Below are 22,269 nucleotides of genomic sequence, written 5' to 3' on the forward strand. Positions count from 1 at the left end.
ATATCAGCAGGGCGCCGCGCCGCGAGACCCCGCGCCGGAGCGCCCGGCGCCGCGCGGTGCGGCCGTGGGATGCTGAGGCGTGCGCACCCGCATCCCCGTCGCCGCCGTCGCGCTGGCGCTCGTCCTCGCGGCGTGCGAGCCGCGCGGCGCCGACGTCCGCGACGCCCGGGACGCCGACGCGGTCGGCACGGTCACGAGCGTCGACGACTCCGCGGGCGTCATCGCGGTGGGCTTCGCCCCCGACCCGGGCTACGAGTACTTCGAGGGCACCGTGTTCGACTTCGCCGCGCAGGGCGCGCTCGAGGGGCCCGACGGGGAGGCCGTCACCGGGTCCGACCTGTCCGTGGGGGACCGGCTCGAGGTGTGGGTCGAGGCGTGCGCGGAGTCCTTCCCGGTCCAGTGCCCGGACCCGGTCGGACGCGTCCTGCCCTAGCGCGGACCGGGCGCGCGGTCCACACTGATCCCATGCCCGCCGTCGAGCTCGCCCTGGTCGGCGGCCCCACCGTGGTCGTCGGCTACGCCGGCCTCACGATCCTCACCGATCCGACGTTCGACCCGCCGGGGGCCTACGGCAACCTCACCAAGCTCGCCGGCCCGGCCTTCGGGCCCGAGCACATCGGCCACGTGCACCTCGTGCTGCTGTCGCACGACGAGCACGCGGACAACCTCGACCACGCGGGACGCGCGGCGCTCGCCGCCGCGGGGCACGTGCTCTCCACGCCCGGCGCATCGTCCCGCGTCCCCGGCGTCGTGGGGCTCAAGCCCTGGCACAGCGTCACCGTGTACGGCGCGCACGCGCCCGTCCGGGTGACGGCCGTCCCGGCGCAGCACGGGCCCTCGGCGATGCTCGACCGGCTCGCCGAGGTCACCGGCTTCGTGCTCGAGGCGGCGGGCTGGCCCACCGTGTACTTCTCCGGCGACAACTCCGAGGTCGAGATCGCCGCGCAGGTCGCGCACCGCTTCCCGGACGTGGGCGTCGCCCTCGTGTGCGCGGGCGCGGCGCGGGTCGCACGGCTGGACGATGCGCTGCTCACCGCGGACGCGGCCCGCACCGCCGCGATCGCGGACCTGTGGCCGGGCGCCGCGGTGGTGCCCGTGCACATCGACGACTGGGCGCACTTCTCCGAGCCCCGGCCCGCCCTGCGCCGCGCGCTCGCGGACGATCCGGCGCGCGACCGCATCGTCCTCCTGGAGAAGGGCGCGGCGGTCAGCCTCCCGCGCGCGTGGAGCACGCCGGCCCACGCCTAGAATGGCCTGGTGACCCCCGAAGAGCTCTCCGCGACCATCCGCGCCGCGATCCTGGCCGGCATCGACGACAGCGACTTCCAGCTGTCCCCCTTCGACGTCCCGGAGGCGCGCGTCGAGCGACCGCGCCAGCGCGAGCACGGCGACTGGGCGACGAACGTCGCGATGCAGCTGGCGAAGAAGGCCGGCACCAACCCGCGCGAGTTCGCGCAGACGCTGGTCGAGCGCCTCAACGACATCGACGGCATCGCGACCGCCGAGGTCGCCGGGCCGGGCTTCATCAACATCTTCCTCGACGCCGACGCGGCCGGCCTGCTCGCCAAGGGCATCGTCGACTACGGCGACGACTACGGCCGCGGCGAGTCCCTCACGGGCCACAACGTGAACCTCGAGTTCGTGTCCGCGAACCCGACCGGCCCCGTGCACCTGGGCGGCGCCCGCTGGGCCGCCGTCGGCGACTCGCTCGCGCGCCTGCTCGAGTTCCACGGCGCCACCGTGGTCCGCGAGTACTACTTCAACGACCACGGCTCGCAGATCGACAACTTCGCGAAGTCCCTGGTCGCGGCCATCCTCGGCGAGGACACCCCCGAGAACGGCTACGGCGGCGACTACATCCAGGAGACCGCGAACCGCGTCCTCATCGAGGCGATGGAGGCGGGCGACCGCGACCCGCTCGAGCTGCCGCGCGAGGAGATGCAGGAGTTCTTCCGCGCCCGCGGCGTGCACCTCATGTTCGACGAGGTCAAGGCGTCGCTGCACGACTTCGGCGTCGACTTCGACGTGTACTTCCACGAGGACTCGCTGCACAAGTCGGGCAAGGTCGAGAAGGCCGTCGCCGAGCTCAAGGACTCCGGCGCGCTGTACGAGGCCGACGGCGCGTGGTGGCTGCGCTCGACCGAGTACGGCGACGACAAGGACCGCGTGGTCATCAAGTCGGACGGCAAGCCCGCGTACATCGCCGGCGACATCGCGTACATCCGCGACAAGCACGAGCGCGGCGCGGACCGCTTCATCTACCTGCTCGGCGCCGACCACCACGGCTACATCGCGCGCCTCAAGGCCGCCGCCGCGGCGCTGGGCTACGACGCCGACTCGGTCGAGGTCATCATCGGCCAGCTGGTCAACCTCGTGAAGGACGGCCAGCCGGTGCGCATGTCGAAGCGCGCGGGCACCGTGGTCACCATGGCGGACCTCGTCGACGCGACCTCGGTGGACGCCGCGCGCTATGCGCTCGCCCGCTCGAGCGCGGACTCGACGATCGACATCGACCTCGACCTGCTCGCCTCCGCGAGCAACGCGAACCCCGTCTTCTACGTGCAGTACGCGCACGCCCGCACCGCCGGTGTGGCGCGCAACGCCGCCGAGTACGGCATCCGCCGCGAGGACGGCTTCGACCCGTCGCTGCTCACGCACGAGACCGAGTCCGCGCTGCTGGGCATCCTCGGCGAGTTCCCGCGCATCGTCGCCCAGGCCGTCGACTTCCGCGAGCAGCACCGCGTCGCGCGCTACCTCGAGGACGTCGCCGCGGCGTTCAACCAGTGGTACGACCGCACCCGCGTCACCCCGCAGGGCGACGAGCAGGTCACCGACCTGCACCGCACCCGCCTGTGGGTGAACGATGCGACGGGCCAGGTCCTGCGCAACGGCCTGGCGCTGCTCGGCGTCTCCGCCCCCGAGAGGATGTGACGATGACCGCCGCCGTGTTCTCGAGGACCGTCACGCGCGGCGAGGACGGCGCCCTGTCCGTGGGCGGCGTCGACGTGCGCGAGCTGGCCGGCCGCTTCGGCACGCCGCTGTACGTGGTCGACGAGGAGGACATGCGGGCGCGCGCCGCCGCGTTCCGCGACTCCTTCACCACGGCCTTCGGCCGCCACGGCGCCAAGGTGGACGTCTACTACGCGTCCAAGGCGTTCCTGTCCTCCAAGGTCGCGCGCTGGATGCGCGCCGAGGACCTGTGCATGGACGTCGCGTCCGGCGGCGAGCTCGAGCTCGCGCTGCGGGGCGGCATGCCCGCGGCGCACATCGGCCTGCACGGCAACAACAAGTCGGACGCGGAGCTGCGGCGCGCGCTCGAGGTGGGCGTCGGCCGCATCATCGTCGACTCGTTCACCGAGATCGAGACGCTCGACGCCATCGCCCGCGAGATGGGCACGGTGGCCCCGGTGCTGGTGCGCGTCACCACCGGCGTGCACGCGGGCGGCCACGAGTACATCGCCACCTCGCACGAGGACCAGAAGTTCGGGCTGTCGCTCGCGGCCGGCGCCGCCTTCGAGGCGCTCGTCGAGTGCCACGACGCCGAGGGCATCGACCTGCGCGGCATCCACACGCACATCGGCAGCCAGATCCTGTCGCTCGAGGCGTTCCAGGAGAGCGCCGAGCGCATGCTCGGCCTGCGCGCGGCGTTCCGCGCCGAGGTCGGCGTCGACCTGCCCGAGGTCGACCTGGGCGGCGGCTACGCGATCCGCTACACGCCGCACGGCGAGGAGCTCACCCCCGCGGACGCCGCCCACGGCATGGCCGAGGCGGTGGCGGCCGCGGTCGCGAAGGTCGGCGGCACGTGGCCCCACCTCTCGATCGAGCCGGGCCGCGCCATCGCGGGCCCCGCCGGCATGACGCTCTACCGCGTCGGCGTGGTCAAGCGCGTGGGCCTCGAGGACGGCGGCGAGCGCCAGTACGTCGCGGTCGACGGCGGCATGAGCGACAACATGCGCACCATCACCTACGGCGCCGAGTACACCGCCACGGTCGCGTCGCGGCTCTCGGACGCCGAGCCCGCGCTCAGCCGCGTGGTGGGCAAGCACTGCGAGAGCGGCGACATCGTGGTGCGCGACGTCGACCTGCCGCACGACACGGCCCGCGGCGACCTGCTGGCCGTGCCCGCGACCGGCGCGTACGGACGCGTGATGGCGAGCAACTACAACTCCGTCCTGCGCCCCGCCGTGGTCGCGGTGCGGGACGGCGAGGCGGAGCTGCTCGTGCGACGCGACACCCTCGAGGACCTCTTCAGCTGGGACGTCGCGCCCGACTGAGCCGGCGCATCGTCGCTCGCCTCGCGCGCCCGGGGGATGCGCGGTTGACTGGTGGGGAGTCCCCGCCAGCGACGAAGGGAGCCGCCATGCCCACCGGTCAGGACAAGCCGCACCTCGGTGTCTTCGACCCCGCGCCGACGAGCGAATGGGACGAGATGCCCGACGACGACGCGGGCGACGTGATCCCGCCGGTCGCCGTCGAGATGGAGATCCTCCACCCGATCGAGCGGCACTCCGACTGACAGCGGCGCGCGCAGGAACGTCCCGGCGACCCGCGCGCGTTCACCCGAGGGAGGGCGACGAGGCCCTCCGGGAACCGGGACCCCGAGGGGGTGCGTGATGACCGAGCAGTACGACGCGGAGACCGCGGCGATGGAGCAGATGGAGGCCGCGGTCGAGCGCGAGCGGGAGGCGGAGGCCGCCGCGTACGACACCTCCGTCGACCCCGAGGACGAGATCGACGAGGAGGCGCCCGCGGACGGCCCGCTCGTCCCCCTCGACGACGAGCCCGAGGGGGACGAGGGCGGCGACGAGGCGCGCTACCTCTAGGAGAGGCGGCGGGCCCGGTCGGCGCCCGGGAGCGGGGTCAGGCGCGCGCGGCCGCGGCGACCGCGTCCGCGAGCGGGGTCGTGGGGCGGCCGATGAGGTCCGCGAGCGCGGTGCTGTCGGTGTCGAGCTCGCCCTTGGCGATCGAGCCGTCGATGGCCGCCCAGAACGCCGCGACGCCGGGCTCCATGCCGACCTCCTCGAACGTGGAGGCGAGGCGCTCGACCGACACGTCCGAGTGCGCGATCTCCGCGCCGGTCGCGGTCGCGGCCTCGGCGGCGAGGTCCGTGAGGGTGAACCGAGTGCCGCCGAGCTCGTACACGTCGCCCTCGGCGTCCTGCAGGAGGGCGACGGCGGCCGCCTCCGCGTAGTCGGCGCGCGCGGCCGCGGCGATCGTCGCGCCGCCGGTCGCGCCCAGCACCGTGCCGGTCTCGGCGTAGGTCGCGAGCTGGCCGGTGTAGTTCTCGAGGTACCAGCCGTTGCGCAGGATCGTCGCCGGGATGGACGACGCGGCGAGCGCGTGCTCGGTGGCGAGGTGCTCGGCCGCGAGCGGGTTGCTGGTGGTGTCGGCGCCCAGGATCGACGTGTAGACGAGGCGCGCCACCCCGGCGCGCTCGGCCGCGGCGATCACGTTGGCGTGCTGGACGGCGCGCTGCCCCACCTCGGAGCCGGACACGAGCGCGAGCCGGTCGACGCCCGCGAGGGCCGCGTCGAGCGACGCCGGGTCCGTGTAGTCGCCGAAGCGGACGGTGACGCCGCGCGCGGCCAAGTCCTCGACCTTCGCGGTGGTGCGCGCGATCGCGACCACGTCGGCGGGGGAGGCGCCGCGCGCGAGGAGGCTCTCGACGATGAGCCGGCCGAGGTGGCCGCTGGCGCCGGTGACGGCATACGTGGTCATGGGGGTGTCCTTCCCTGCGTCGGCGGGACCGGGCGCCCCGCCTCTCGGGAGCACTAACTATTCGTTAGTGCCATCTATTCCGTTCGTACCCGACGCCGTGCCTGTACCGTGGTCGGCATGGAGGGGACCGAGGCCGCGGACCCGTCGCCGGCGCTGGTGACGGACGTGTTCGCGCGCGCCTGCACCTCGCGCGCGGCCTTCGAGGACGTCACGTCGCGCTGGTCGTCGCTGGTGCTGCTCGCGCTCGCGGAGGGGCCTCACCGCTTCGGCGAGCTGCGCCGCCGCGTCGAGGGCGTGAGCGAGCGGATGCTCGCCCAGGCGCTGCGCGGGCTCGAGCGCGACGGGCTCCTCACCCGCGACGTCGCGGGCACCATCCCGCCCCGCGTCGACTACGCGCTCACGCCGCTCGGGCTGCGCGTCGCCGAGGGGCTGCGCGCCCTCGCAGACGTGCTCGAGGGCGCCGTGCCCGAGATCGACCGCGCGCGCCTCGACTACGACGCCAGGTGAGCCGCTCCGGCCCGCCCGGCCGCCGCATCGTCCCCCCGTCGGGACCGCCCGGACGGCCCTTCCCCTCACGCTAGAGTGGGAGCCGTGCCCAGCCCCCTTCCCCCCGTCAAGGTCGCCCTCCTCGGCCCCGGAACCGTCGGCTCGGAGGTCGTGCGACTGCTGACGCAGGAGGCGGACGACCTCGCGGCGCGCGTGGGCGCCCCGCTCGAGCTCATCGGCATCCACGTGCGCGACACGTCCAAGGACCGCGGTCCGTACGTGCCCCGCGAGCTGCTGACCTCGGACGCCTCCGCGCTCGTCGCCGAGGCCGACGTCGTGGTCGAGCTCATGGGCGGCATCGAGCCGGCGCGCACCCTCATCCTCGAGGCGATCGCGGGCGGCGCGTCCGTCGTCACCGCGAACAAGGCGCTGGTCGCGGCCCACGGCCCCGAGCTGTACGAGGCCGCCGACGCCGCGAACGTCGACCTCTACTTCGAGGCCGCCGTGGCCGGCGCGATCCCGCTGGTGCGGCCGGTGCGCGAGTCGCTCGCGGGCGACCACATCACGCGCATCCTCGGCATCGTCAACGGCACCACCAACTACATCCTCGACGAGATGACCCGCCGCGGGCTCGACTACGACGTCGCGCTCAAGCAGGCGCAGGAGCTCGGCTACGCCGAGGCCGACCCAACGGCCGACGTCGAGGGGCACGATGCGGCGGCCAAGGCCGCGATCCTCGCGTCCCTCGCGTTCCACCAGCGGGTCGCGCTGTCCGACGTCTACTGCGAGGGCATCTCCGCCATCACCGCCGACGACGTGATCGCGGCGCGCGAGACCCGCCAGGTCATCAAGCTCCTCGCGATCGCGGAGCGCACCGCGGGCGGCGTCACGGTGCGCGTGCACCCGGCCCTCGTGTCCGAGAACCACCCGCTCGCGGGCGTGCACGGCGCGTTCAACGCGGTCTTCATCGAGGCGGAGTCCGCCGGCGGCCTCATGTTCTACGGCCAGGGCGCGGGCGGCACGCCTACCGCCTCGGCCGTCCTCGGCGACATCGTGTCCGTCGCGCGCCACAAGGCGATCGGCGGCAAGGGCCCGCGCGAGTCGAACTACGCGGTCCACGAGGTGCTGCCCATGGACGCCGCGCTCACGCGCTACTCGGTGCGCATGGCGGTCGAGGACCGGCCTGGCGTGCTGGCGGCCGTCGCGACCGTGTTCCAGAAGCACGGCGTCGGGATCGAGATCGTCCGGCAGGTGCCGGGGCAGACGCACGCGGGGCTCATCCTGTCGACGTACGCGGCGCCCGAGCGCGACCTGCGTGCGACCGTCGACGAGCTCCGCGCGAGCGACGCCGTCGACGAGGTCAAGTCCGTGCTGAGGATCGAGGGGGAGTAGTGGCGCACGTGTGGGGCGGCATCATCCGCGAGTACCTGGACCGCATGCCCTTCGACGAGGGCGACCGCATCGTCTCGCTGGGCGAGGGCGGCACGCCGCTGGTCCACGCGCCGTCGATCTCCTCGGAGGTGGGCGCGGAGGTCTTCGTCAAGGTCGAGGGCATGAACCCGACCGGCTCGTTCAAGGACCGCGGCATGACGTCCGCGATCACGCAGGTCGTGAAGGACGGCGACCACACGGTGGTGTGCGCGTCGACCGGCAACACCTCGGCGTCCGCCGCGGCCTACGCCGCGCACGCCGGGCTGCGCTGCGTCGTGATGATCCCGCAGGGCAAGATCGCGGCCGGAAAGATGGCGCAGGCCATCGTGCACGGCGCGGACCTCGTGCAGGTCGACGGCAACTTCGACGAGTGCCTCGACATCGTGCGCGCGCTGTCGGAGTCGTACCCGATCGCGCTCGTGAACTCGGTCAACCCGTACCGCCTCCAGGGGCAGAAGACCGGCGCGTTCGAGATCGTCGACCAGCTGGGCGACGCCCCCGACATCCACATGCTCCCCGTCGGCAACGCGGGCAACATCTCCGCGTACTGGATGGGCTTCAAGGAGGCGCTCGAGCACGGCGACTCCACCCGCCTGCCGAGGGTGTGGGGCGTGCAGGCGGCGGGAGCCGCGCCGTTCGTCGCCGGCCACCCGATCAAGGACCCCGAGACCGTCGCGACCGCGATCCGCATCGGCAAGCCCGCCTCGTGGGACCTCGCCGTCGCCGCGCGCGACGAGTCCGGCGGCTGGATCCGCGCCGTCTCCGACGCGCAGATCCTGTCCGCCCAGGCGCGCCTGGCCGCCGACGTCGGTGTGTTCGTCGAGCCCGCGTCCGCGGCGCCGATCGCGGGCCTGCTCGCGGCCGCCGCGCTGGGCGAGGTGCCGCGCGGCGCCACCATCACGTGCACCGTGACGGGCAACGGGCTCAAGGACACCGCGACCGCGCTGGGCGGCCGTCAGGTCGAGCCGACGGTCATCCCCGTCGACGTCGAGGCCGCCGCCGCGGCGCTCGGCCTCTGACCATGGCGATGCGGCTGGCCGCGGACCACGTCCGCGTCTCCGTGCCGGCGACCGCGGGCAACCTCGGTCCCGGCTTCGATGCGCTCGGCATGGCGCTCGGCCTCGTCGACGACCTCGAGGTGCGGGCCGTCGCATCGTCCTCGGTGAGCGTCGAGATCGAGGGCGAGGGCGCGGCCTCGCTGCCCCGCGACGAGTCCCACCTGGTGGTGCAGGCGCTGCGTGCGGCGCTCGACCACGTGGGCGCGTCGCAGACCGGCCTCGAGATCCGCGCCGTCAACCGCATCCCGCACGGCCGCGGCCTCGGCTCGTCCGCGGCGGCCGTCGTCGCCGGCATCGTCGCCGCGCGCAGCCTGATCGCCGAGCCGGAGGCGCTGCCCGCCGAGGAGGTGCTCACGCTTGCGAACGCGTTCGAGGGGCACCCCGACAACGCCGCGCCCGCGATCTACGGCGGCGCGACCGTGGCTTGGAAGGACGCGTCGGGCGTGCACGCCCGACCGCTGGTGGTGTCCGACGAGATCGAGACCGCCGTGCTCGTGCCCGGCTCGACGCTGCCGACCAAGGAGGCGCGCGCCGTCCTGCCCGCGCGCGTGCCCCACGTCGACGCGGCCTTCAACGTCGGCCGCGCCGCGCTGCTCGTGAACGCGCTCGCCGGGCGCCCGGAGGACCTCTTCGCGGCCACGGAGGACAAGCTCCACCAGAACTACCGGGTCGACGTGCTCGGCCCGGCGTCCGCGATGGTGAAGGAGCTGCGGTCGCGCGGTCTCGCCGCCGTGGTGTCGGGCGCGGGCCCGTCGGTGCTGGTGCTCGGGACGGGCCTGGCCGCCGAGGGGCTGGAGTCCGGGCTGCTGACGTGGGCCGAGGGCATCGGCGACGACCGCTGGCACTGCATCCACACCCGCGAGCGGGTGCTGGGCGCGACCGGCGTCCGGCTGTAGCCAGGCCGTCTGGTCGCCGCACGCCGCTCCGCGCCGGGTCCCAGCCGTACCGCTGGTGGTGCGGATCAGCGCTCATCCGATCTCTGCGGTACCACTGAGCGTGCGGATCGGTCGGCGAGCACCGCGAGGACGGTCTGCCTGCACCAGTCGGGACGATCCATCACGTCCTTGTACGCGAGCCTCACGGTGAGGATCCCGAGCGTCGCCAGATCCGCGTCCCGGCGGATGTCATGCTCCCTGCGCTCGCCCGCGAGGTGGTGCCTCGAGCCGTCGAGCTCGATCGCTGTGCGGGTCTCGGGGTCGTAGGTGTCGAGCCGGTAGCGGTTCCCGCGCGCGACGACGAGGTGCTGGCGGAGGAGCCGTGCGAAGTCGGTCCCGACGAAGACGCGTCGAAGGCCCTCGTACTCAAGGAAGCTGTGGGCGCCGGACTCGAAGGCGTCGAGGGTGTCGAGCAGACCAGCACGATGGCGCAACCGCGGCAGCGCGTCGCACGTGAGGTGAAGCGACTCGACCGAGGTCAGACCTCGCTGGAGCGCGGCGAGCGTGGCCCCCCGCGCCCCGAGAGCCCCGGCCTGCCTCCAGAGATGCACGATCGCGGTCGCCGGATCGCCGAGAGCGACCCCGTTCCAGTCGAAGGCGCGGGGGCGCGGCGCCGCGCGCGTCAGCGTCAGCCAGTCCGGACAGTCGCGCTCGAGGCCGGGTCTGACGTGCACCAGCATCCGCTGCGGCGCACGCCCGTCTGATCCCCACGCGAACAGCGCACCGGCGCCGGTGACGATGCCGCCGGTGCTGACGGTCGCCGCGTGGGCTCGGACGACGAAGGACATCGATTGGGCGACTGTCGCGTACCGATCGGGGAGCAGCCGTCGCACCTCGCCCGTCGCGAGCGCCGTGCGGAGCCGGCGGTCGCCGAGCAGAGCGGTGAGCTCGGCGCGCGAGTACGACCGCGGTGCGGCGTGGATCTCGGGTGGAAGCAGCGACGTCGACATGGAGCAGAGACTCGTCGGGAACGCGTCCCTCCACCACCGTGATGCCCGGTTCGGTGGAGCAAACGCACCACCACCGGTACCGGGGACCTCGCAACCGGCCCGATCCGCACCATCAGCGGTATCGCTGGGTAGGTGGCGCGGGGGAGCGGCTACGGGGCGTCCTTCTCCTCGGGCTCGTCCGTCTCCTCCGCCTCCACCGCGGCGGCCCACTCCTGCGACGGCGAGGCGTGGCCCAGGCCGGGGCCGTACTCGTCGATGACCAGGGTCTCCGTGGCCGCGACCGCGTCGACGGACTCCTCGGCCTCGTCCCAGACCTCGGGCTCGGGCGACGGCTGCGGATGCGCGAGCGTCACCGCGGCGAGCGAGCCGGTCGCGGGGCTGAGCTCGGCCACGCCCTCGGGGAGCGTCCCCTCGTGGCGGGCGCGCCGGAACGCGCGGCGCATCTTGAGTTCGTACGCATGCTTGCGCGGCTGCAGCACGGTGACGTGGAACAGCGGCCCGGAGAGGCGGATCAGCACGGCGACGGCGGTCGAGAGCACGAGCGTCACGATCGGCTCGGTCGGCCGGGCGAGCAGCACGTAGGCGACGCCGGCGCCGAGTCCGGCGACGGCGTTCGGCGGGCCCATGTACATGATCGAGGACGGCCTGCCCTGGAGCACGTCGCACAGCATCAGCCCGCCGACGGACGCGATCATGCCGATCACGATCGCCGGCAGCCACCGCACGCCGGTGAGCAGCGCGGTGTTGACGCCGACCACGGCGAAGACGCCGATGATGATCGAGTCGAGCCACCACAGCAGCCGGCCCAGCTTGCGCAGGTAGTAGAGGAACAGCATGCCGACGCCCGCCGCGGCGCCGGCGGCGATGAAGTACGACGGGTCGCGCAGCGACTGCGGGGGGAGCCGCCCGAGCAGGATGTCGCGGATGATCGCGCCGCCGAAGCCCATGGCGGCGGACAGCGTCAGGACCCCGACGAGGTCGGTGTGCTCGTCCTCGCCGGCACGGATCGCCCCGCCGAGCGCGCCGATGAACACGGCGGCGACGTAGATCCACTGGGGCATGTCGATGAGATCTGCTGCGACGATCACGGCACGAGCCTACGGGCGCGCCCCTAGGCTCGTCGCATGGGATCACGAAGATCGTCGCTGCTTCCCCCCGGGAAGGCGTTGAGGCTGGCAGCCGTCGTGGTCGCGGTGCTGGTCGCCGTGGCGGTGGCGGTCGGCATCGTGGCCGGCGTGGGCGCCGGAGTCGGCGCGGCCCTGGGCGGGCTCACCGTCGTGATGGTGTCGTTGATGAGCGGGCCGCGCTGGCACGCGGTCGCGCTCGGTCTCGCGATCGCCGTCCTGGCCGCGCTCGCGACCCTCGCACGGGACGATGCGCTCGTGCTGGGCCTCCTCACGGCCGCCTCGGCCGCGGTGACCCTCCCGGTCGTGCTGCGCTACGGCCCGGTGACCGGCACGGCGCCGGTGGTGCTCGCCGTCGCCGGCACGTCGGCGGCCGACATCGGGCCGTGGGCCGCGATGGTCGGCGTCGCCGCGGCGGCCGTCGCGGTGCCCCTCGTGCTCGCGGCGGTGGGGCTCGCGAAGCTTCCTGCGGCGGCGCTGCCGCGTCGCACCACCATCGCCTACGTGTCGGCGCTGGCCGCCGGCTCGGGCATCGCGATCGGGGTGGGCCGCGCGCTTGACCTCGAGCATGCCCTCTGGCTCGTGGTCGCCCTCAGCGCGGTGCTGGTGCCCGTCAGCGGCGAGACCACGGCGCGTGCGCGGCGCAGGGTGGTCGGCACGGTGGTCGGCACGCTCGCCGGCGCCGTGCTCGCATCGGTCCTGCCGGCCGGGCTGGCGATCGCGCTCGCCGTGGCCGCCGCGGTGGGCGGGCTGGCGTGGAGCATCGCCAAGGACGAGATCCGGGGCGCCGCGTTCACCGCCGCCGTCATCGTCCTCCTGGCGGGCGGCGCCTCGCCGGCGGGGGCGTGGGACGCGGCCCTGCAGCGCATCGGTCTCACGGTGGTGGGCGTGATCCTCGCGATCGGCCTGGCGCTGCTCATCGCACGCCTCGAGCGGGAGGGCGAGGCGGCGTGAGCATCCGCCCCGCGACCGCCGCGGACCATCCCGCGATCGCCCGCATCTGCCTGCTCACCGGAGCACAGGGGGACGATGCGACGGGTCGCTTCGGCGACGACGCGGCCCTCGCCGACCTCTACGCGACCCCGTACCTGCACGGCCCGGGCGGATTCTGCCTCGTGTGGGACGACGGCGGCGAGCCGCGCGGCTACGTGCTCGGCACGTCCGACACCGCGGCGTTCCAGCGCTGGTTCGTCGAGGAGTGGTGGCCGAGGGTCGGCCCGACGCACGTCGAGCGCACCCCCGACGACGCCTGGCTCCTGCCCTCGGCCGAGGACCCTGCCCGCATGCTGATCCCGCACCTCGACGCGTACCCGGCCCACCTCCACATCGACCTGCTGCCCGACCAGCAGGGCAAAGGAGCCGGCCGGGCCCTCATCGACGCCGCCTGCGCGCTCCTGGCCTCGCGCGGCGTGCCGGGCGTCCACCTCGTCGCCGAGCGCGCGAACGCGGGCGCCCAGGCGTTCTACCCCCGCGTCGGCTTCGTCGCCGTGGGCGGGGACAATGCGACGGTCACCTTCGGCCGTCTCCTCGGCGCCGCCCAGCTTGCGGAGTGAGTGCTCACTCACTTAGGGTGAGCGGGTGACCACCCGGACCCGGCGGGCGGCCCCCATGGCCCCCGAGGAGCGACGCGCGTCGATCGTCGACGCCGCGATCCCGCTCATCCTCGAGCGCGGCGCCGAGGTCACCACGCGGGAGATCGCCGACGCCGCCGGCATCGCCGAGGGCACCGTCTTCCGCGCGTTCGCGGACAAGACCGAGCTCATCGACGCCGCGATCACCCGCGTCATGGACCCGACCGCGCTCCTCGCGGAGCTCGAGTCCATCGACCCGGACGCGCCGCTCGACGCCAAGGTCGAGCGCGTCGTGGGGCTCATGCACGGTCGCGTCTCGGCCGTCGTGCGCTTCATGTCGGCGCTCGGCCCGCGGGACCACGCCCGCCACCGCGCGGGCGAGGAGCACCCGCACCGCAACCCGCCCCTGAGCGAGACCACCGACGTCGTCGCCCGGCTGCTCGAGCCCGACGCCCACCGGCTGCGCGTCCCCGTCGCGACAGCCGTCGACTATCTGCGCATCCTGGTGTTCGGCACCACGATGCCGTTCCTCACCAACGGAGGCACCTCGGACCCGTCCGAGCTCGCCGACTTCATCCTGCGCGGTATCGCCAAGGAAGGGGACTGATCCCATGCTCTGGAAGCTCCTGGTGAGCTCGGTCAGGCCGTACTGGCGCCTCCTCGCGGGCGTCGTCGTGTTCCAGTTCGCGCAGGCGATGGTGAACCTGTACCTGCCCACGCTCAACGCCGACATCATCGACAAGGGCGTCGCCACCGGCGACACCGGCTACATCTGGCGCATGGGCGGCTGGATGCTCGCGCTGTCGTTCGTGGGCGTCGCGACCACCATCACCGCCGTCTACTTCGGCGCCAAGCTCGCGATGCGCGTGGGCCGCGACCTCCGCGCCGACATCTTCGGCCGCGTCGGGACGTTCTCCGAGGCCGAGGTGCAGCGCTTCGGCGCGCCCTCGCTCATCACCCGCACGAGCAACGACGTCCAGCAGGTGCAGATGCTCGTCCTCATGACGTGCACCATGCTCATGACGACGCCGTTCACCCTGATCGGCGGCGTGATCCTCGCGATCGACCAGGACCCCGAGCTGTCGTGGATCATGGCGGTCGCGATCCCCGTGCTGCTCGTCATCGTGCTGCTCATCGTGTGGCGCATGGTGCCCCACTTCCGCCGCATGCAGACGCGCATCGACGGCATCAACCGCGTGCTGCGCGAGCAGCTCACGGGCATCCGCGTGATCCGCGCCTTCGTCCGCGAGCCCGTCGAGGAGACGCGCTTCGCCGAGGCCAACGACCTCGTCACCGAGTCCGCCCTCAAGGCCGGCCGCCTCATGGCCGCGATGTTCCCGCTCGTGCTGCTCGTGGTGAACCTCGGCTCCGCCGCGGTGATCTGGTTCGGCGGCTACCGCATCGACTCCGGCGAGATGCAGGTGGGCGCGCTCACCGCGTTCCTCAGCTACCTCATCCAGATCCTGTTCTCCGTCCTCATGGCGACGTTCCTCTTCGTGCTCGTGCCCCGCGCCGCGGTCTCCGCGGACCGCATCGGCGCGGTGCTCGCCACCCGGTCGACCGTGATCGAGGACGATGCGGCGGTCGAGGTCCCCTCGACCGGCGACGTGGTCTTCGACGAGGTGACCTTCACGTACCCGGGCGCCGAGCAGCCCGTGCTCGCGGACATCTCGTTCACCGCGCGTCGCGGCACCACCACGGCGATCATCGGCTCGACCGGCGCGGGCAAGACCACCCTCATCAACCTCATCCCGCGCCTGTACGACGCGACCGGCGGCACCGTCCGCGTGGGCGGCGTCGACGTGCGCGAGGCGCGCCTCGAGTCGCTCTGGTCGCGCATCGGCGTGGTCCCGCAGCGCCCGTACCTGTTCGCCGGGACCGTCGCGAGCAACCTCCGCTACGGCCGCGAGGAGGCCACCGACGACGAGCTGTGGGGCGCGCTCGCGATCGCGCAGGGCGAGGACTTCGTGCGGGCCATGCCCGAGCAGCTCGACACCGCGGTCGCGCAGGGCGGCACCACGGTGTCGGGCGGTCAGCGCCAGCGCCTGTCGATCGCCCGCGCGCTCGTGCGGCGCCCGGACGTGCTCGTGTTCGACGACTCGTTCAGCGCGCTCGACACCGCCACCGACGCCCGGCTGCGCGCGGCCCTCGGGCGCGACGTGACCGACGTGACCGTGATCGTCGTCGCCCAGCGCGTGTCGAGCATCGTCGACGCGGACCAGATCCTGGTGATGGAGGACGGGCGCATCGTCGACCGCGGCACGCACGCCGAGCTGCTCGAGACCTCGCCCACGTACCAGGAGATCGTCAGTACCCAGCTGCGAGCGGAGGAGGTGGCCTGATGAGCGAGCGCACCGAGACCAAGAATCGTCCCCCGCAGCGCCAGCACGGCGGCCCGATGGGGCCCGGCATGGGCGCCCCCACCGAGAAGGCGTCGAACTTCAAGGAGTCGGGCAAGCGACTGGCCGGCCTGCTCAGGCCCGAGATGGCGTTCGTCGTCGTGGTCGTGATCCTCGGCGCGGGCTCCGTGGCCCTGTCCGTCGTGGGCCCGAAGATCCTAGGCAACGCGACCACGGTCATCTTCGAGGGCTTCCTCGCCGGCGGCGTCGACTTCCCCAAGCTCCACGGCATCCTGCTGTGGGTCGTCATCATCTACATCGGCTCCGCGATCCTGGGCCTGCTGCAGGGCTTCATCCTCAACGGCGTCACGCAGCGCACCGTGTTCCGGCTGCGCGAGAGCGTCGAGGAGAAGATCCACCACCTGCCGCTGAGCTACTTCGACCGCCACCAGCGCGGCGACCTGCTCAGCCGCGTGACGAACGACATCGACAACATCTCGCAGACGCTCCAGCAGACGCTCAGCCAGCTGTTCATCTCGGTCCTCACCGTGATCGGCATCCTCGGGATGATGTTCTCGATCTCGTGGGAGCTCGCGCTCGTCGCGCTCGTGTCCATCCCGCTCACCGCGGTGATCGTGGCCCAGATCGCCAAGCGCTCGCAGCCCAAGTTCGTCGCGCAGTGGAAGCACACCGGCGACCTCAACTCGCAGATCGAGGAGGGCTACACCGGCCACGCGCTCGTCAAGGTGTTCGGGCGCGGCCGCGAGTCGCGGGCCGAGTTCGCGCGCAAGAACGAGGAGCTCTACGAGGCGAGCTTCGGCGCGCAGTTCATCTCCGGCATCATCATGCCGAGCGCGATGTTCATCGGGAACCTCGTCTACGTGGCCATCGCGGTCATCGGCGGGCTGCGCGTCGCGAGCGGCACCATGACGCTGGGCGACGTGCAGGCGTTCATCCAGTACTCGCGCCAGTTCCAGCAGCCCATCAGCCAGCTGGGATCGATGGCGAACCTGCTGCAGTCGGGCGTCGCGTCCGCGGAGCGCGTGTTCGAGCTGCTCGACGCCGACGAGCAGGGCGCGGACGCGGACCCGGCCGAAACCCCCGACGACGACCACGGCCGCCTCGTGTTCGAGGACGTGTCGTTCCGCTACGTCGACGACAAGCCGCTCATCGACGACCTCGACCTCACCGTCGAGCCCGGCCGCACGGTCGCGATCGTGGGACCGACGGGCGCCGGAAAGACCACGCTCGTCAACCTCATCATGCGGTTCTACGAGCTCAAGGGCGGCCGCATCACGCTCGACGGCACGGACATCGCGCAGATGACCCGCCAGGACCTGCGCTCGCGCACCGGCATGGTGCTCCAGGACACGTGGCTCTTCGGCGGCACCATCCGTGACAACATCGCCTACGGCCGGCCCGGCGCGACGGACGAGGAGATCCTCGACGCCGCGAAGGCCGCCTACGTCGACCGCTTCGTGCACTCGCTGCCCGACGGCTACGACACGGTCCTCGACGACGACGCGACGAACCTGTCCGCGGGCGAGCGTCAGCTCGTCACGATCGCGCGCGCGTTCGTCGCGCGGCCGCAGGTGCTGATCCTCGACGAGGCGACGTCCTCCGTGGACACCCGCACCGAGCTGCTCGTCCAGCGCGCGATGGCCGAGCTGCGCAAGGATCGCACGGCCTTCGTCATCGCGCACCGCCTGTCGACCATCCGCGACGCGGACCTGATCCTCGTGATGGAGAACGGGTCGATCGTCGAGCAGGGCGACCACCACGAGCTGCTCGCCGCCAAGGGTGCGTACGCGCGCCTGTACGAGGCGCAGTTCGCCGCCCCGCTCGAGGAGGTGGAGCCGCCGATCGACCCGGTCGACCCCGCCACCGGCGAGCTCGCCACGGTGTTCGACGACCCGTCGGTGCCGCACCCGGGCGCCCCGCCGCACCGCGGCGAGGAGCTCGACGATGCGGGGGTGGACCGGGGCTGACGCGCGTCGCCGCGGCCCCGGTCGTAGGCTGGCGTGGAGCGCGGGTCCGGTCCGCCGTGGGTCGCCCGCGCAGGAGGCGGACATGGAGCTCGAGGTCGTCGAGGTGGACCCGATGCCGGTGGCGTCCGTGACCCGACGGACGCCCGTCGAGGAGATCGGCCCGGCGATGGCGGAGGCGTTCGGCGCGATCATGACGGCGATCGACCGCAACGGGCTCACACCCGCGGGGCCGCCGCTCGCGTGGTACCCCGAGTCGATGGTGGAGGGGAAGCCGCTGCTCATGGTCGTCGCGGTGCCCATCGATCCCGACGTCACCGAGCTGGACGACGTGGACGTGCAGGCGCTGCCCGGCGGCACCTTCGCGACGGCGATCCACGTGGGGCCGTACGCGGGGCTCGGCGCGACGTACGCGGCGATGGCGGCGGAGCTCGGCGCGCGAGGGCTGCGGCCCGCCGGCGGCCCGCGCGAGATCTACGTCGACGACCCCGACGTGACGCCCGAGGCGGAGCTGCGTACGCGCCTCGAGTTCCCGGTCGTCGCCTGAGGCGCCGCCTGAGACGCCGCCTGAGGCGCGGCGCGCCCGCTCAGGTCTCGGGCGTCTCGAGGTGCTCGGAGTCGAACGTGTAGGTGGGCACCAGCTCGATCTCGATGAGCGACGTGTCGAGCCCGTCGTCCTCCATGGCCTGGTAGACCTTCTCCATGTCCGGCAGGGGCGGCTGGCCCTTGACGATCACGTGGATGCGGCCGGCCTCGCGCGGCGTCACCGACACGAGGTCCCAGCGCGTGCCCTGGGTCGCATCGTCCACGAACGACGTGACGCGCCCCATGCGCGAGCGCGACTCGATCGTGTGCGCGGTCGAGTACGACAGCGGCACCGCGACGATCACGACGAGCACGATCGTCGTGAGGTACGAGCGCGCGCGGCGGCGCCGCTCGGCCTCCTTGTCCTCGGCCATCTCGATCCGCACGTTGGCGAAGCCGTAGATCGCCATCACGACGGACCCCGTCGCCAGGATCGCCGCGACGTTCGTGACGAACAGCAGCAGGGCGCCCAGGCCCTGCGACCACGCGCCCGACTCGAAGGTCAGCCCCACGACCACCAGCGGCGGCACCAGCGAGATCGCGATCGCGACCCCGGGCAGGGTGTCCGAGATGTCGGAGCGCAGCAGCGCGATCGAGCCGACGACGCCCGTGGCGAGCGCGGCGAGCAGATCCACGACGCCGGGGGAGACGCGGGCCGCGACCTGCGCGTTCGTCGCCGCGGTGATCGGCTGGATCACGATGAGGCCGATGACGAAGCCGACCCCGATCGCCGCGAGGGCTCCCGCCACCATCAGCCACATCGACCGCATGAGGTTGCGGTGGTCGCCGAGCACCGTCGACAGCATGGTGCCCTGGATCGGCCGCATGAGCGGCGCGACGATCATCGCGCCGATCACGGTCGCCGTGGAGTCCGCGACCACGCCGGCGGTGGCGATGATCGACGCGAGGATGAGCAGCAGCCAGAAGCGCGTGTGCTGCGCGCGGACGCGCTCGCCCTCGAAGAGCACCGCCTCCCGCATGTAGTCGACAGAGTTGAGCTTCGCGCCGCGGCGCGACTCGCGTGGTGTCGACGCGGGGGTGGTCACCCGAGCAGCTTCGCCTTGGCGGCCGCGAACTCGGCGTCCGACAGGATGCCCGCCTCCTTCATCTGCGCGAGCTTCTGCAGCTCGCCCATGAGGTCGCCTCCGCCCGCGGGCGCCGCCGCGACCTGGGGCGTCTGCTGCTGTTGCAACTGCGCAAGCTCGGCCTGCATCGACGCCATCTGCGCCTGCGACTGCTGCGCCTGGTACGCCTGCTGCTCGGCGGCGTACTGCTCCTGCTGGGCCTGCTGCTCCTGCGCGCTCCAGCGCTGGTTCTGGCGGCGCGACACCCGGCCGCCCACCGCCTGCGCGGTGCCGGCGATGACCGCCGTCCGCGCCATCGTGCCCACCAGGCCCGGTCGTCCCATCCTGCGCATCGTCCCGCTCCTCCCTATGCCTCGGCGCTGACGGCGTCGAGGACCTCCTGCACCACCGGGCCCGGCACCCGGACGGTGTCGAGCAGCTCGCCGCCGGCCGCGGCGATCGCGTCCCGCAGCGGCACCACCCACGAGTGCTCGAAGCACAGGATCGCGGCGGACGCGCCGGGCGGCAGCGAGTCGGCGAGGATCTCGGCGTCCTCGTCGTTGAGCAGCCCGTCGAGGCGCGCGAGCAGGTCGCTCAGCGCGGTCACCTCCGGGTCGTCGGTGATCTCCGCGAGCTCGACGATCTCGACGGACTCGTCGTCCTTCTTGTGCACCACGATGGCGTCGACGATGGAGATCACCCCCGTCTCGACCAGCTTCTTGATCTCCGCGAGGATCGAGCCGTCGAACCGGCTCTCCGCGAAGGCGATGGTGACGATCTCGACGGGACCGATCATGGCGCTGCTCCTTGGCTCGAAGTCGGGGCCTGGGACGCCCGCGCGCCCCCTCCTCGCAGGCTAGGCCCGCCGCAGGGGACCGGCAACAGGAACGAGGGACGATGCGGCGGCACCCGGTGCCGCGGACGTGACGCGCGTCACCACCAGGGGTGATTGTTCCGTGAAGCCTGCGGTGATAGCCTGGACCCGCTTCCCCCGGAACGGCGCTCAGCGCCCCGGACGAACGCTATCCACGTTGCAGGCGTCTGCCGACGATGCCCGTCAGCCGTACCCACGTGGACGATCTCGCACTTCTGGAGCCACAGGGGCTCGTGCGAGGAAAGGACAGTACGTGACAGACACGACCGTGGCGCCCGACCAGACCGCCACCCTCACCGCGATGAAGCTTCCGCAGCTCCAGGCGCTCGCCGCCGAGCTCGGCGTCTCCGGCACCGCGCGCATGCGCAAGGCGGACCTGGTCGAGGCGATCAAGAACGGCGGCGTCGTGCCCGCCAAGAAGTCGGCCCCGAAGGCCGACAGCAGCGACGAGAAGAAGCCGGCCGCCGACAAGCCCGCCGCCGCGCGCCAGCCGCGCCGCCGCGCCGAGGCCCCGCAGTCGGCCCCCGAGTCCGAGGACGCCGAGTCCCGCGCGCGCCGCGCCAAGGAGGCCGTCAACCTCGACCTGCCCCGCGGCGACAAGGACGCGCCGGCGGACAAGCAGGGCTCCGAGGACGCCGAGTCCCGCGCGCGCCGCGCCAAGGAGGCCGTCAACCTCGACCTGCCTCGCGGCGACCGCCAGCAGGGCGAGCGGGCCGAGGACGGCGAGCAGGACGGCGAGCGCCGTCAGCAGCAGGGCCAGCAGCGCCAGCAGCAGGCGCAGGACGACGACGAGCGCGGCAGCCGCCGCCGCCGTGGCCGTGGCCGCGGCCGTGGACGCGGCCGGGAGCGCGACGTGGTCGAGGGCGCGACCAGCCCGACCCAGCAGCTCGACGACGACGACGTCCGCGACGACGAGGAGCTGACCCCGGTCGGCGGCATCGTCGACATCCTCGACAACTACGCGTTCATCCGCACCACCGGCTACCTGCCCGGCAAGTCGGACGTGTACGTGTCGATGAACCAGATCAAGAAGTACGGCCTGCGCAAGGGCGACGCCATCACCGGCACCGTCCGCCCGCCCCGCCCGGGCGAGCGCGGCCAGCGCCAGAAGTTCAACGCCCTCGCCGGCGTCGACAAGGTCAACGGCCAGTCCCCGGACGACGCGCGTCACCGCCCCGCGTTCGGCGACCTCACGCCGCTGTACCCGCAGCACCGCCTGCACCTCGAGACCGAGCCGCGCAACATGACCAACCGCGTGATCGACCTCGTGGCGCCCATCGGCAAGGGCCAGCGCGGCCTCATCGTGTCGCCGCCGAAGGCCGGCAAGACGCTCGTGCTGCAGTCGATCGCCAACGCGATCACCACGAACAACCCCGAGGTCCACCTCATGGTCGTGCTCGTCGACGAGCGCCCCGAGGAGGTCACCGACATGCAGCGCACGGTCAAGGGCGAGGTCATCGCCTCGACCTTCGACCGTCCCGCCGACGACCACACCACGGTCGCCGAGCTCGCGATCGAGCGCGCCAAGCGCCTCGTCGAGATGGGTCACGACGTCGTCGTGCTGCTCGACTCGATCACCCGCCTGGGCCGCGCGTACAACATCTCGGCGCCCGCCTCGGGCCGCATCCTGTCGGGCGGTGTCGACTCGTCGGCGCTCTACCCGCCCAAGCGCTTCTTCGGCGCCGCGCGCAACATCGAGAACGGCGGCTCGCTGACCATCCTCGCGACCGCCCTGGTCGAGACCGGCTCGAAGGCCGACGAGGTGATCTTCGAGGAGTTCAAGGGCACCGGCAACATGGAGCTCAAGCTCTCGCGGACGCTCGCCGACCGCCGCATCTTCCCGGCCGTCGACGTCAACGCGTCGGGCACGCGCCGCGAGGAGATCCTCATGAGCCAGGAGGAGCTCAAGGTCATGTGGAAGCTGCGTCGCGTGCTCACCGCGCTCGAGCAGCAGCAGGCCATCGAGCTGCTCCTGGGCAAGCTCAAGGAGAACCGCACCAACGCCGAGTTCCTCATGCAGGTCGCCAAGACCACGCCGGGCTCGGACGAGGAGAAGTAGGGCGGCGATTCCGCCGCTGCCATAGCGCCCTGTGAGGTGCTTAGTGCTCGAATCGCTTCAGATCGGGCACCGAGCACCTCACAGGGCGTT

At 72.8% G+C, this 22,269-nt stretch carries 23 protein-coding genes; 17 read left to right on the forward strand and 6 right to left on the reverse strand.

The annotated features are described in order from the left end of the window. Positions 1 to 79: 79 nt before the first annotated feature. The 6 genes from AOM02_RS05880 (at position 80) to AOM02_RS05900 (ending at position 4,823) form a co-directional block, all read left to right on the forward strand. Positions 80 to 433: a hypothetical protein gene (locus tag AOM02_RS05880; protein WP_062297681.1), complete on the forward strand. Its 354-nt coding sequence runs from the start codon at positions 80 to 82 to the stop codon at positions 431 to 433. 32 nt (positions 434 to 465) lie between these two features. Further along, on the forward strand, positions 466 to 1,248 hold the full coding sequence (locus tag AOM02_RS05885) for an MBL fold metallo-hydrolase (protein WP_062297682.1): 783 nt from the start codon (positions 466 to 468) through the stop codon (positions 1,246 to 1,248). Positions 1,249 to 1,257: 9 nt separating this feature from the next. Continuing rightward, positions 1,258 to 2,931, forward strand: a complete 1,674-nt coding sequence (argS, locus tag AOM02_RS05890; protein ID WP_062297684.1) for an arginine--tRNA ligase — start codon at positions 1,258 to 1,260, stop codon at positions 2,929 to 2,931. 2 nt (positions 2,932 to 2,933) lie between these two features. Then, entirely contained in the window at positions 2,934 to 4,274 is a 1,341-nt protein-coding gene (lysA, locus tag AOM02_RS05895) for a diaminopimelate decarboxylase (protein WP_062297686.1), read from the forward strand. Positions 4,275 to 4,360: 86 nt separating this feature from the next. Beyond that, a complete protein-coding gene (locus AOM02_RS14270) occupies positions 4,361 to 4,516 on the forward strand; it encodes a hypothetical protein (protein ID WP_156156112.1) in 156 nt (51 codons plus the stop codon). A 97-nt stretch (positions 4,517 to 4,613) separates the two neighbouring features. Next, positions 4,614 to 4,823: a hypothetical protein gene (locus tag AOM02_RS05900; protein ID WP_062297688.1), complete on the forward strand. Its 210-nt coding sequence runs from the start codon at positions 4,614 to 4,616 to the stop codon at positions 4,821 to 4,823. A 37-nt stretch (positions 4,824 to 4,860) separates the two neighbouring features. On the opposite strand, the gene AOM02_RS05905 is transcribed toward AOM02_RS05900, so the two are convergent. Beyond that, positions 4,861 to 5,718 carry an NAD(P)H-binding protein gene (locus AOM02_RS05905; protein WP_062297690.1) on the reverse strand — a complete coding sequence of 286 codons (858 nt, stop codon included), beginning with the start codon at positions 5,716 to 5,718 and terminating at the stop codon, positions 4,861 to 4,863. Between the two features lie 117 nt (positions 5,719 to 5,835). Between AOM02_RS05905 and AOM02_RS05910 the strand changes: the two genes are divergently transcribed. The 4 genes from AOM02_RS05910 to thrB all read left to right on the forward strand — a co-directional run bounded on the left by AOM02_RS05910 (position 5,836) and on the right by thrB (position 9,589). Continuing rightward, a complete protein-coding gene (locus AOM02_RS05910) occupies positions 5,836 to 6,225 on the forward strand; it encodes a winged helix-turn-helix transcriptional regulator (protein WP_062297692.1) in 390 nt (129 codons plus the stop codon). Between the two features lie 75 nt (positions 6,226 to 6,300). Beyond that, positions 6,301 to 7,596, forward strand: coding sequence for a homoserine dehydrogenase (locus tag AOM02_RS05915; RefSeq protein WP_156156113.1), 1,296 nt, complete (start codon positions 6,301 to 6,303; stop codon positions 7,594 to 7,596). Further along, the gene (thrC, locus tag AOM02_RS05920; protein ID WP_062297697.1) at positions 7,596 to 8,654 is read left to right on the forward strand and encodes a threonine synthase; all 1,059 of its coding nucleotides are present in this window, start codon (positions 7,596 to 7,598) and stop codon (positions 8,652 to 8,654) included. Before AOM02_RS05915 ends, thrC begins: the two co-directional genes overlap by 1 nt. Positions 8,655 to 8,656: 2 nt before the next feature. Next, the gene (thrB, locus tag AOM02_RS05925; RefSeq protein ID WP_062297699.1) at positions 8,657 to 9,589 is read left to right on the forward strand and encodes a homoserine kinase; all 933 of its coding nucleotides are present in this window, start codon (positions 8,657 to 8,659) and stop codon (positions 9,587 to 9,589) included. A gap of 65 nt (positions 9,590 to 9,654) precedes the next feature. On the opposite strand, the gene AOM02_RS05930 is transcribed toward thrB, so the two are convergent. Together AOM02_RS05930 and AOM02_RS05935 are read right to left on the reverse strand one after the other, a co-directional pair. After that, entirely contained in the window at positions 9,655 to 10,578 is a 924-nt protein-coding gene (locus AOM02_RS05930) for an endonuclease domain-containing protein (protein ID WP_062297701.1), read from the reverse strand. A 149-nt stretch (positions 10,579 to 10,727) separates the two neighbouring features. Further along, complete coding sequence (locus AOM02_RS05935; protein ID WP_062297704.1) at positions 10,728 to 11,666, reverse strand: trimeric intracellular cation channel family protein; 939 nt, start codon at positions 11,664 to 11,666, stop codon at positions 10,728 to 10,730. Between the two features lie 36 nt (positions 11,667 to 11,702). On the opposite strand from AOM02_RS05935, the gene AOM02_RS05940 reads away from it, so the two are divergent. The 6 genes from AOM02_RS05940 (at position 11,703) to AOM02_RS05965 (ending at position 18,144) form a co-directional block, all read left to right on the forward strand. After that, positions 11,703 to 12,656, forward strand: coding sequence for an FUSC family protein (locus tag AOM02_RS05940; RefSeq protein WP_156156114.1), 954 nt, complete (start codon positions 11,703 to 11,705; stop codon positions 12,654 to 12,656). Continuing rightward, the gene (locus AOM02_RS05945; protein WP_062297707.1) at positions 12,653 to 13,255 is read left to right on the forward strand and encodes a GNAT family N-acetyltransferase; all 603 of its coding nucleotides are present in this window, start codon (positions 12,653 to 12,655) and stop codon (positions 13,253 to 13,255) included. The genes AOM02_RS05940 and AOM02_RS05945 overlap by 4 nt, the downstream gene beginning before the upstream one ends. 25 nt (positions 13,256 to 13,280) lie before the next feature. Next, positions 13,281 to 13,880 carry a TetR/AcrR family transcriptional regulator gene (locus AOM02_RS05950; protein WP_156156115.1) on the forward strand — a complete coding sequence of 200 codons (600 nt, stop codon included), beginning with the start codon at positions 13,281 to 13,283 and terminating at the stop codon, positions 13,878 to 13,880. A 4-nt stretch (positions 13,881 to 13,884) separates the two neighbouring features. Further along, entirely contained in the window at positions 13,885 to 15,615 is a 1,731-nt protein-coding gene (locus AOM02_RS05955; protein WP_062297711.1) for an ABC transporter ATP-binding protein, read from the forward strand. Next, positions 15,615 to 17,600: an ABC transporter ATP-binding protein gene (locus AOM02_RS05960; protein ID WP_082104916.1), complete on the forward strand. Its 1,986-nt coding sequence runs from the start codon at positions 15,615 to 15,617 to the stop codon at positions 17,598 to 17,600. Before AOM02_RS05955 ends, AOM02_RS05960 begins: the two co-directional genes overlap by 1 nt. Before the next feature lie 82 nt (positions 17,601 to 17,682). Then, complete coding sequence (locus tag AOM02_RS05965; protein WP_062297712.1) at positions 17,683 to 18,144, forward strand: GyrI-like domain-containing protein; 462 nt, start codon at positions 17,683 to 17,685, stop codon at positions 18,142 to 18,144. A 40-nt stretch (positions 18,145 to 18,184) separates the two neighbouring features. Here AOM02_RS05965 and AOM02_RS05970 read toward each other — a convergent pair whose 3' ends face one another. Genes AOM02_RS05970 through AOM02_RS05980 form a run of 3 tightly spaced genes read right to left on the reverse strand, consistent with a single transcriptional unit; the run spans position 18,185 to position 20,042 of the window. Next, positions 18,185 to 19,228 (reverse strand): TIGR00341 family protein, encoded by a 1,044-nt coding sequence (locus AOM02_RS05970; RefSeq protein WP_062297713.1) that lies wholly within the window; start codon positions 19,226 to 19,228, stop codon positions 18,185 to 18,187. Then, on the reverse strand, positions 19,225 to 19,599 hold the full coding sequence (locus tag AOM02_RS05975; RefSeq protein ID WP_369344410.1) for an SHOCT domain-containing protein: 375 nt from the start codon (positions 19,597 to 19,599) through the stop codon (positions 19,225 to 19,227). Before AOM02_RS05975 ends, AOM02_RS05970 begins: the two co-directional genes overlap by 4 nt. A gap of 14 nt (positions 19,600 to 19,613) precedes the next feature. Next, positions 19,614 to 20,042, reverse strand: coding sequence for a DUF6325 family protein (locus AOM02_RS05980; RefSeq protein WP_062297714.1), 429 nt, complete (start codon positions 20,040 to 20,042; stop codon positions 19,614 to 19,616). A gap of 379 nt (positions 20,043 to 20,421) precedes the next feature. Here AOM02_RS05980 and rho point away from each other — a divergent pair, with 379 nt between their 5' ends. Beyond that, positions 20,422 to 22,179 carry a transcription termination factor Rho gene (gene rho / locus AOM02_RS05985; RefSeq protein ID WP_156156128.1) on the forward strand — a complete coding sequence of 586 codons (1,758 nt, stop codon included), beginning with the start codon at positions 20,422 to 20,424 and terminating at the stop codon, positions 22,177 to 22,179. The last annotated feature ends 90 nt before the right edge of the window (positions 22,180 to 22,269 follow it).

The sequence above is a fragment of the Demequina maris genome, from assembly GCF_000971155.1.
GTDB lineage: Bacteria > Actinomycetota > Actinomycetes > Actinomycetales > Demequinaceae > Demequina > Demequina maris.

Coding starts and splice junctions, on each gene's coding strand:
- thrB (WP_062297699.1), top strand. CDS start 8,657: ATGGCGATGCGGCTGGCCGCGGACCACGTCCGCGTCTCCGTGCCGGCG.
- AOM02_RS05905 (WP_062297690.1), bottom strand. CDS start 5,718: ATGACCACGTATGCCGTCACCGGCGCCAGCGGCCACCTCGGCCGGCTC.
- AOM02_RS05965 (WP_062297712.1), top strand. CDS start 17,683: ATGGAGCTCGAGGTCGTCGAGGTGGACCCGATGCCGGTGGCGTCCGTG.
- AOM02_RS05910 (WP_062297692.1), top strand. CDS start 5,836: ATGGAGGGGACCGAGGCCGCGGACCCGTCGCCGGCGCTGGTGACGGAC.
- AOM02_RS05940 (WP_156156114.1), top strand. CDS start 11,703: ATGGGATCACGAAGATCGTCGCTGCTTCCCCCCGGGAAGGCGTTGAGG.
- AOM02_RS05900 (WP_062297688.1), top strand. CDS start 4,614: ATGACCGAGCAGTACGACGCGGAGACCGCGGCGATGGAGCAGATGGAG.
- AOM02_RS05885 (WP_062297682.1), top strand. CDS start 466: ATGCCCGCCGTCGAGCTCGCCCTGGTCGGCGGCCCCACCGTGGTCGTC.
- lysA (WP_062297686.1), top strand. CDS start 2,934: ATGACCGCCGCCGTGTTCTCGAGGACCGTCACGCGCGGCGAGGACGGC.
- AOM02_RS05930 (WP_062297701.1), bottom strand. CDS start 10,578: ATGTCGACGTCGCTGCTTCCACCCGAGATCCACGCCGCACCGCGGTCG.
- AOM02_RS05955 (WP_062297711.1), top strand. CDS start 13,885: ATGCTCTGGAAGCTCCTGGTGAGCTCGGTCAGGCCGTACTGGCGCCTC.
- AOM02_RS14270 (WP_156156112.1), top strand. CDS start 4,361: ATGCCCACCGGTCAGGACAAGCCGCACCTCGGTGTCTTCGACCCCGCG.
- rho (WP_156156128.1), top strand. CDS start 20,422: ATGAAGCTTCCGCAGCTCCAGGCGCTCGCCGCCGAGCTCGGCGTCTCC.
- AOM02_RS05975 (WP_369344410.1), bottom strand. CDS start 19,599: ATGCGCAGGATGGGACGACCGGGCCTGGTGGGCACGATGGCGCGGACG.
- AOM02_RS05980 (WP_062297714.1), bottom strand. CDS start 20,042: ATGATCGGTCCCGTCGAGATCGTCACCATCGCCTTCGCGGAGAGCCGG.
- AOM02_RS05960 (WP_082104916.1), top strand. CDS start 15,615: ATGAGCGAGCGCACCGAGACCAAGAATCGTCCCCCGCAGCGCCAGCAC.